Source organism: Arsenicicoccus sp. UBA2120 (assembly GCF_002330965.1).
Classification (GTDB): Bacteria; Actinomycetota; Actinomycetes; order Actinomycetales; family Dermatophilaceae; genus Arsenicicoccus; species Arsenicicoccus bolidensis.
The window spans coordinates 42354-50513 of the sequence record NZ_DCYC01000086.1; the positions used below are offsets into that span (position 1 = coordinate 42354).

General features: G+C 73.3%; 9 protein-coding genes and 1 pseudogene. 6 read left to right on the forward strand and 4 right to left on the reverse strand.

Translation table 11 applies throughout. The features are described 5' to 3' along the window. Both B2P18_RS14695 and B2P18_RS14700 read right to left on the reverse strand, forming a co-directional pair. Positions 1-480: pseudogene (locus B2P18_RS14695) on the reverse strand (short chain dehydrogenase); the annotation flags it as partial. A gap of 1 nt (position 481) precedes the next feature. Further along, entirely contained in the window at positions 482-1759 is a 1278-nt protein-coding gene (locus tag B2P18_RS14700) for an acetyl-CoA C-acetyltransferase (RefSeq protein ID WP_286961389.1), read from the reverse strand. Positions 1760-1852: 93 nt separating this feature from the next. On the opposite strand from B2P18_RS14700, the gene B2P18_RS14705 reads away from it, so the two are divergent. The 6 genes from B2P18_RS14705 to B2P18_RS14730 all read left to right on the forward strand — a co-directional run bounded on the left by B2P18_RS14705 (position 1853) and on the right by B2P18_RS14730 (position 5301). Next, complete coding sequence (locus B2P18_RS14705; RefSeq protein ID WP_286959096.1) at positions 1853-2497, forward strand: TetR/AcrR family transcriptional regulator; 645 nt, start codon at positions 1853-1855, stop codon at positions 2495-2497. A gap of 64 nt (positions 2498-2561) precedes the next feature. Beyond that, positions 2562-3065, forward strand: coding sequence for a methylated-DNA--[protein]-cysteine S-methyltransferase (locus B2P18_RS14710; protein ID WP_286961390.1), 504 nt, complete (start codon positions 2562-2564; stop codon positions 3063-3065). Positions 3066-3082: 17 nt separating this feature from the next. Next, positions 3083-3586: an RNA polymerase sigma factor gene (locus B2P18_RS14715; RefSeq protein WP_286961391.1), complete on the forward strand. Its 504-nt coding sequence runs from the start codon at positions 3083-3085 to the stop codon at positions 3584-3586. Beyond that, positions 3583-4233 carry a methylated-DNA--[protein]-cysteine S-methyltransferase gene (locus tag B2P18_RS14720; protein WP_286961392.1) on the forward strand — a complete coding sequence of 217 codons (651 nt, stop codon included), beginning with the start codon at positions 3583-3585 and terminating at the stop codon, positions 4231-4233. Before B2P18_RS14715 ends, B2P18_RS14720 begins: the two co-directional genes overlap by 4 nt. Positions 4234-4242: 9 nt before the next feature. Continuing rightward, positions 4243-4833: a DNA-3-methyladenine glycosylase I gene (locus tag B2P18_RS14725; RefSeq protein ID WP_286961393.1), complete on the forward strand. Its 591-nt coding sequence runs from the start codon at positions 4243-4245 to the stop codon at positions 4831-4833. 54 nt (positions 4834-4887) lie between these two features. Beyond that, a complete protein-coding gene (locus B2P18_RS14730; protein ID WP_286961394.1) occupies positions 4888-5301 on the forward strand; it encodes a MerR family transcriptional regulator in 414 nt (137 codons plus the stop codon). A 39-nt stretch (positions 5302-5340) separates the two neighbouring features. On the opposite strand, the gene B2P18_RS14735 is transcribed toward B2P18_RS14730, so the two are convergent. Together B2P18_RS14735 and B2P18_RS14740 are read right to left on the reverse strand one after the other, a co-directional pair. Next, positions 5341-6009: a serine O-acetyltransferase gene (locus B2P18_RS14735; protein ID WP_029211496.1), complete on the reverse strand. Its 669-nt coding sequence runs from the start codon at positions 6007-6009 to the stop codon at positions 5341-5343. A 181-nt stretch (positions 6010-6190) separates the two neighbouring features. Further along, entirely contained in the window at positions 6191-8026 is a 1836-nt protein-coding gene (locus B2P18_RS14740; RefSeq protein ID WP_286959100.1) for an AMP-dependent synthetase/ligase, read from the reverse strand. Positions 8027-8160: the final 134 nt, after the last annotated feature.

Sequence of the window (8160 nt, forward strand, 5' to 3'; positions counted from 1 at the left end):
GACCGGCCCGAGGACGAGGTTGGCCGTGGCGCCGGCGCGCAGCTCCTTGGCCAGGGAGCGGGTGAACCCGTCGAGGGCGCGCTGGGTCGCCACCTGCACGGGGTCGCTGAGCTGCGTGTGGTCCGTGCCGATCACGACGACGCGGGCGTTGCGACCGAGCCGCTTGACGGCCGGGGCGCCCAGCTCGCGCAGCACGGCGAGGTCGGAGGGGTGACGCGCGTCCGACAGGTCGAGCACGACGCCACCGAGGCGGCCGTCGCCCAGCTCCTCCAGCGAGTCCACCACGGACACAGCGGCATTGGTGAGCAGGGAGCGCACGCTGGCGACATACGAGCCCGTCCCCGTCACGAGCACCGGTGACTCGCAGAGGATCTGGCCAGGCTCGTAGCGCCGCAGGCGCACGGGGGCGGGCAGGCCGAGCCGCTTGGCGACGTTCTTGCCGAAGGGCGTGTTGATGAAGTCGGAGTACTGGTCAGCCATCTCAGGCCTCCACGATCGCGACGACGCCCTGGCCACCGGCCGCGCAGATGGAGATCAGGCCGCGGCCCGAGCCCCGCTCGTGCAGCATCTTGGCCAGGCTGGCGAGGATGCGACCACCGGTGGCCGCGAAGGGGTGGCCGGCCGCGAGCGACGAGCCGTTGACGTTGAGCCTGCTGCGGTCGATCGAGCCGAGCGGCGCGTCCAGGCCGAGCCGCTCCCGGCAGAAGTCCTTGTCCTCCCAGGCCTTGAGCGTGGACAGCACCGTGGAGGCGAAGGCCTCGTGGATCTCGTAGAAGTCGAAGTCCTGCAGGCTCAGTCCGTTTCGCGCCAGGAGGCGGGGCACGGCATACGCCGGGGCCATGAGCAGGCCCTCGTCACCCTGCACGTAGTCGACGGCCGCCGTCTCGCCGTCGACGAACCAGGCGAGGGGCTCGAGGCGGTGCTCGCGCGCCCAGTCCTCGCTGGCGAGGAGCACCGCCGAGGCGCCGTCGGTGAGCGGGGTGGAGTTGCCGGCGGTCATGGTGGCGCCCTCGCCCTTGCCGAAGACCGGCTTGAGGGTGGCGAGCTTGTCGACCGAGGAGTCGGGCCGCAGGTTGTTGTCCCTGGTGAGGCCCAGGAACGGCGTCATCAGGTCGTCGAAGAAGCCGCGGTCGTAGGCCGCCGCGAGGTTGTGGTGCGAGGCGGCGGCCAGCTCGTCCTGCGCCTCGCGGGTGATGCCCCAGCGCTTGGCGGTCTGGGCCATGTGCTCGCCCATCGACAGGCCGGTGCGGGGCTCGTCGTTCTGCGGGGCGACGGGGGCCAGGTGCTGGGGGCGCAGGCCGGCGAAGGCCTTGGCGCGGGCCATCGGGGTCTTGGCGCGCATGGCGGACAGCAGGCTGCGACGCAGGCCCTCGCTGATGACGATCGGCGCGTCCGAGGTGGTGTCGACGCCGCCGGCGATGCCGACCTCGATCTGCCCGAGGGCGATCTTGTTGCTGACCAGGATGGCGGCCTCGAGACCGGTGCCGCAGGCCTGCTGCAGGTCGTAGGCCGGGGTCTGCGCCGACAGCCGGGTGCCGAGCACGGACTCACGCGTGAGGTTGAAGTCGCGCGAGTGCTTGATGACCGCGCCGGCGGCGACCTCGCCGAGCCGCTCGCCCGCGAGGCCGTAGCGGGCGACGAGCCCGTCCAGCGCGGCGGTGAGCATGTCCTGGTTGGAGGCCTTGGCGTAGGCGCCGTTGGACCGGGCGAAGGGGATGCGGTTGCCGCCGAGGACGGCGACGCGACGGGTGGTCGTCATGGGTGCTCCTGTGCGAGATGGGTCTGACGCTGTTGCCAATCTAACCGATACCTTGAGTACCCGATACCTTGATCACCTGATAATTTCTGGCGTATGACGAGCGACACTCCCCACCCTGGCGACGGCGTCGGACGCGTCGACGGGCGGGCATCCCGGTGGGAGGAGCACCGCCGGCAGCGACGGGTCGAGCTCGTGGACCACACCGTCCGCGCGATCCGGCAGCACGGCGCGGGGGTCGGGCTCGACGACATCGCCGCCCAGGCGGGGACCAGCAAGACCGTGATCTACCGGCACTTCGAGGACCGCACCGGCCTGTACCGCGCCGTGGCGCAGCGCGTCGAGGGGCAGATCGTGGGGCGGGTCCGCTCGTCGCTGGACGCCGACGCGTCGCAGCGCGAGGTGCTGGAGTCCGTGATCGACGCCTACCTGCGCCTGGTGGAGCGCGACCCCGAGCTGTACCGCTTCGTCATACGACGTCCGCTGGTCGACGGCCCCCTCGACGACGACCCGGTCCCCGGCATCACCAGCCAGGTGGCGGCCACAGTGGCCGCGACCCTCGACGAGGCGACCACCCCGGCGGTGTCCCACGTCTGGGCCGTGGCGCTGGTCGGATCGGTGCAGGCCTGCGCGGACGACTGGCTCGCGGCCGATCCCGCGACCCGCCTGACGCGCGCCGAGCTCACGCACCAGCTGGCCGAGCTGGCCTGGCACGGCGTCGCCCAGACCTATCGGGCGTGAGGGCTCACGGATCGGGGGGTCGGGGCGTCTACGGTGTGTGATGAGCCCCAGCCCGAGGAGCAGCATGCGTCGCCACACGATCATCGACAGCCCGGTCGGGCCGCTGACCGCGGTCGCCGAGGACGACGCCCTGATCGCGCTCTACTTCGAGCGGCACGGGCGCGCTCCGGCCGTCACCGAGCACGGCGAGCGGGCGGACAAGGACCCGCTGCTCACCCGGGCACGAACCCAGCTGGGTGAGTACTTCGGCGGCGAGCGGACGACCTTCGACCTCGCCACGGTTCCCCCCGGGGACGGCTTCCAGCAGCGCGTGTGGGCGCAGCTACGCGAGATCCCCTACGGCGAGACGCGGTCCTACGGGCAGCTCGCCCGGGCTCTCGGCCAGCCGGGCGCGGCCCAGGCGGTCGGCAACGCGAACGGCGCCAACCCGATCTCCATCGTCGTCCCGTGCCACCGCGTCATCGGGTCCGACGGCTCCCTGACCGGCTATGCCGGGGGGCTCGAGCGCAAGCGCTGGCTGCTCGCGCACGAGGAGCCGGCGGCGTCCGTGACCGGCCGGCTCTTCTGAGCGGCAGCCGATCTCGTATGCCGCGCAGCGAGCCCTTCGAGGACGTGGTCACCGCCCACGGGGCCACCGTCCTGCGGGTCTGCCGGGCCGTGGTGGGGCCGGTCGAGGCCGAGGACGCCTGGTCCGAGACCTTTCTCGCGGCCCTGCGCGCCTGGCCGCGGCTCGACGCGGACGCCAACGTGGAGGCGTGGCTCGTCACGATCGCGCACCGCAAGGCGATCGACCTGGTGCGCAAGGCCGCTCGCAGCACCCCGACCGAGCACGTCCCGGACCGCCCTGCGCGCCACGGGAACCCGCACGACCACGACCCCGACCTGTGGGCCGCCCTGGCCACCCTGACGGACCGGCAGCGCCAGGCGGTGGCCTACCACCACCTCGCCGGGATCCCGCACGCCGAGGTCGCCGTCATCCTCGGCAGCACGCCGGCCGCCACCCGCCGCGCCTGCGCCGACGGCATCGCGGCGCTGCGGCGCACCTATCCCCTGCTGGCCAACGACGACCGAGACGAGGACCCGAGATGACCGACCTGCGAACGCTGCTGGAGGCCGGAGCCGACGCCACGGGCCAGGCTGACGAGACGGCCGACCTCGCCCGGCTCACCGCGGCCCTGTCCTCCCGCGCCCTGCTCGAGGGGACCCTGGACGTGCGTCACCGCACGATCGACAGCCCGGTCGGGCCGCTGCTGGTGGCGGCGACGCCGCGAGGGGTCGCCCGGGTCGCCTTCGCGCACGAGGGGTTCGACGCGGTGGTCGACGACCTCGCCCGGCGCCTGGGCCCGCGCGTGCTGCCGGCAGGCTCGACGCTCGACGACGTCGCCCGGGAGCTGGACGACTTCTTCGCCGGGCGCCGCGACCACTTCGACGTCGCCGCGGACCTGGCGCTCGCCAAGGGATTTCGCCGCGACGTCCTCGACCGGCTGCGCGAGATCCCGTATGGCGCAACGCGGTCCTACGCCGGGGTCGCCGCCGCGGCCGGCAGCCCCGGGGCGGTGCGGGCGGTGGGCACGGCCTGCGCCACCAACCCCGTGCCCATCCTCGTGCCCTGCCACCGCGTCGTCCGCAGCGACGGCACGAGCGGCGCCTATCGTGGTGGGGCCGAGGCCAAGCAGTGGCTGCTGGCGATGGAGTCCGCCGCTGCCACGCCGGCGGACCGGCATACCGGCCCCTGAGGAGAGTCGTTGAGCGAGATCGTGATCGGTGAGGACGGCCTGGCGCGCCCGCCGTGGGCGGCCACCGACCCGCTGCTGCGCGACTACTACGACACCGAGTGGGGGATGCCGGTCCGCGACGAGCGCGGGGTCTTCGAGCGGCTGAGCCTCGAGGCCTTCCAGTCCGGCCTCTCGTGGTCGACGATCCTGCGCAAGCGACCGGCGTTCCGCAGCGCTTTCGCGGACTTCGACCCCGACACGGTCGCGGCCTACGGCGAGAGCGACGTCGAACGGCTGATGGGCGACGCCGGGATCGTCCGCAACCGCCGCAAGGTCGAGGCGACCATCACCAACGCCCGCGCCACCGTCACCCTGCGCGCGGAGGGCGGGCTGGCCGAGCTCGTCTGGGCCCACCGGCCGGCCTCCACCCCCGCCCCGCGCACCCTGGCCGAGCTCCCCACGACGACACCGGAGTCCCTGGCCCTGTCGAAGGCCTTGAAGCGCAAGGGATTCACCTTCGTCGGACCCACGACGATGCACGCGCTGATGGAGGCCATCGGCATCGTCGACACCCACCTGGTCGACAGCCACCGCCGGGGATCGTCGGGGGTCTGGGGCTGACGACGGCTAGGATTCCTAGCCAGCCACCCTGCCAGCCACGTCCCGGAGTCCTCGATGCTGATCTCGCCCCTGTCCGGGCCTGTCCCCGACCGTCCCCTGCACATCGGGGACGTCGCCGACCTCACGGGGCTCAGCCTGCGGTCCATCCGGCACTACGAGGACCTGGGGCTCGTGACGCCCCGCGGACGCACCAACGGCGGCTTCCGCATCTATGGCGCCGAGGCCGTCGAGCGGCTGCGGCTGGTGATGGACCTCAAGATCATCGGCCTCCCGCTGGAGCGCATCCGCCCGATCGTCGACGCCTGCCTCGCGCTGGAGAACGGCGAGGGCACCGACGACGACGTGGCCACCGTCGCCGAGTGCCGGTCGGACGTCACGACGGCGCTGGCCGAGATCGAGCAGCGGCTGTCGGCGGCCAAGCACCTGGGTCAGCGCCTCGGACAGGCCACGGCTCGCGCCAAGGCCTGACGTCCTGATCGGATCGGCGCCCGCGCGAGCGGCCCGGGATCAGGAGGCGCGCGGCGTCGCGGCCAGCCGGTCCGGGCCGGTCACGACGCCCTTGGGCAGCACGGCCTTGCCCCCGGCCGGCACGTCCTCGGTGACCAGGGCGTTGGCGCCCACCCGAGCACCGGCACCCACGTCGACCGGTCCGACGACCACGGCGCCCGCGCCGAGGGAGACGCCGTCCCCGATCGTCGGCACGTTGCGGGCCTGGTCCTCGACGTCGTCGCGGTGCAGGCCGATCGTGACGTTCTGCCGCAGCGTGACGTCGTCACCGATCACCGCGTCGCGGTGCACGACGATGCCGCTCTGGTGGGCGACCCGGACGCGACGACCGAGGCTCACCTCGGCCGGGATCTCGATGCCGTAGACGGACCGGGCCACCCACTGCCCCGCACGAGCGGCGCGACCCACCGGTCCTCGCGCCCATCGCGGGGCCTCCGCGGAGGCCGCCCACCGGGCCAGCCGCTGCGACGCGACGGCCTGGAATCCCGGCGACGAGATGCCGTCGTTGCGCTGTCGGTCCTCGCGCAGGACGTCGACGATCGGGTGACGGCGGGCGAGCCACTCGACCCAGCGGCGCTCGGCGGGGACACGGGCATCGGAGGCGATGGGCTCGGCCGGCTGGGGCTGGGGTGCGTCCCACGGGGGCCGGAAGGCGTTGGACCGGGTCACGGCGGTGGCTCCTAGGCGGTGGACGGCGGGCATGACGACAGCCCCAACCCTACCCTTACGTGAGGGTAGGGTTGGGGTCAGGCCGCAGATGCGGAGACACCTCACAGGTTGGCAGCGCCAGACGGGGGCCGCGATCACCCTGCGGCATACGTCATGGCACTGCGTGTCGCCGCGCGGGCCGTCAGCCGCGGCGGTAGAGCGCGTCGATCTGGTCGGCGAACTGCGAGGTGACCGCACCCCGGCGCAGCTTCATCGTGGGGGTGATGTGCCCACCCTCCTCGGTCAGCTCAACCGGCAGGATGCCGAAGCGGGCGATCCGCTCGGCGTGGGACACCGTCGCGTTGGCGGCATCGACCGCGCGCTGCAGCTCTGCCCGCAGGGCCGGGTCGTCCACCAGCTCGGCGACGGGCACCTCGGGGCGTCCCTGGTCGCGCAGCCACTCGGCGACCGCCTCCTCGTCGAGGGTGATCAGCACCCCGATCGCGGGCCGGGCGTCGCCCACCACCACGGCCTGTGACACGAGCCGGTGGGAGCGGATGACGTCCTCGAGGGGTGCGGGCGAGACGTTCTTGCCGGAGTCGGTGACGATGATCTCCTTGACCCGACCCGTGATGTGGACGTAGCCGTCCTCGTCGATGCGGGCGAGGTCGCCGGTGCGGAACCATCCGTCACTGTCGAGCACGTCGGCGGTGGCCTCGGGGTTGTGCCAGTAGCCGCGGAAGACGTGGCGGCCCCGGACGAGGAGCTCGCCCTTGGCGTCGACCCGGGCGTCGTAGGTCGGGAGCGGCCGCCCCACGGACCCGATGCGCATCTCGGCCGCGGTGTTGACGGTCGCCGCGCCCGTCGTCTCGGTGAGGCCATAGCCCTCGAGCACGGTCACGCCGATGCCGTGGAAGTAGTGGCCGAGCCGCTCCCCCAGGGGCGCGCCCCCGCTCACGACATACCGCACCCGCCCGCCGAAGAGCTCGCGGATCTTGGCGTAGACGAGGCGGTCGAACACTGCGTGCTGCGCCGCCAGGATCGGGCCGACGCGGCCGGCCTCGCGCGCCTTGCTCCAGCGGATCGCCGTCGCGGTGGCCGCGTCGAAGATGCGACCCTTGCCGTCCTTGGTGGCCTTGCGCTGCGCGCCGTCGTAGATGCGCTCGAAGATGCGCGGCACGGCGACCGTGAAGGTCGGGCGCAGCGTGGCGAGGTCGAGGGTGACGCGGCCGGGGTCGCTGTGGCCGACGGTGGTGCCGTCGAGCAGGAAGGCCACCTCCATGAGCCGCCCCAGCACGTGCGCCATCGGCAGGAAGAACAGGCAGCAGGCGTCCTCGCCGTCGAACAGCTCGGGCAGCCGCCCGACCGCCAGCTCCGCCTCGCGCAGGAGGTTGTCGTGCGTCAGCTCGCACCCCTTGGGGCGCCCGGTCGTGCCGGAGGTGTAGATCAAGGTGGCGACGTCGTCGCGGGTGAGCGCCTCGCGGCGACGGTCCAGCTCGGCGTCCTCGACCGCGGCCGCGCGGGTCCCGAGGGAGTCCAGGCTCGTCGCGCCGTCGGCGTCGTCGATGCTCCAGCGGTGGACCAGGTCGGGCAGCCGTGACGCGATCTGCTCGACCATCGCGACCCCGTCACGACCCTCGACCACGACACCCACCGCGCCGGAGTCCTCAAGGATCCACTCCAGCTGCGGGGCCGACGACGAGTCGTAGACCGCGACCGGGATCGCCCCTGCGGTCCACAGCGCGACGTCGACGACCATCCACTCGTAGCGGGTGCGGCTCATGATCGCGACGCGGTCCCCCGGCTGCACCCCCGCGGCGACGAATCCCTTGGCCAGCTGGGCGATCTCGGCCGCCAGCTGGGTGGCCGTGACCGGGTGCCACTCCTTGCCCCGGCGCCTGCGGGCCACCACCTTGGCGGGGGTGCGGCGGGCGACCTCGGGCGCGACGGCGGCGAGGTTGGCGGGCGGGGAGGCCTGCCACCAGCGGTGGGACGACGGTGCTGCAGCGGGGCGGCTGGGCGTGGTGGGGGTGGTCACGGCGCCCACCGTACCGGCTCGCCCGCCTCCCGGCGGGCCCGCGGGAAGGACTGGGCGGCCCAGCGACCTGATGGCCGGGTCAGATGACGCCGAGGGACAGCATGGCGTCCGCGACCTTGACGAAGCCGGCGATG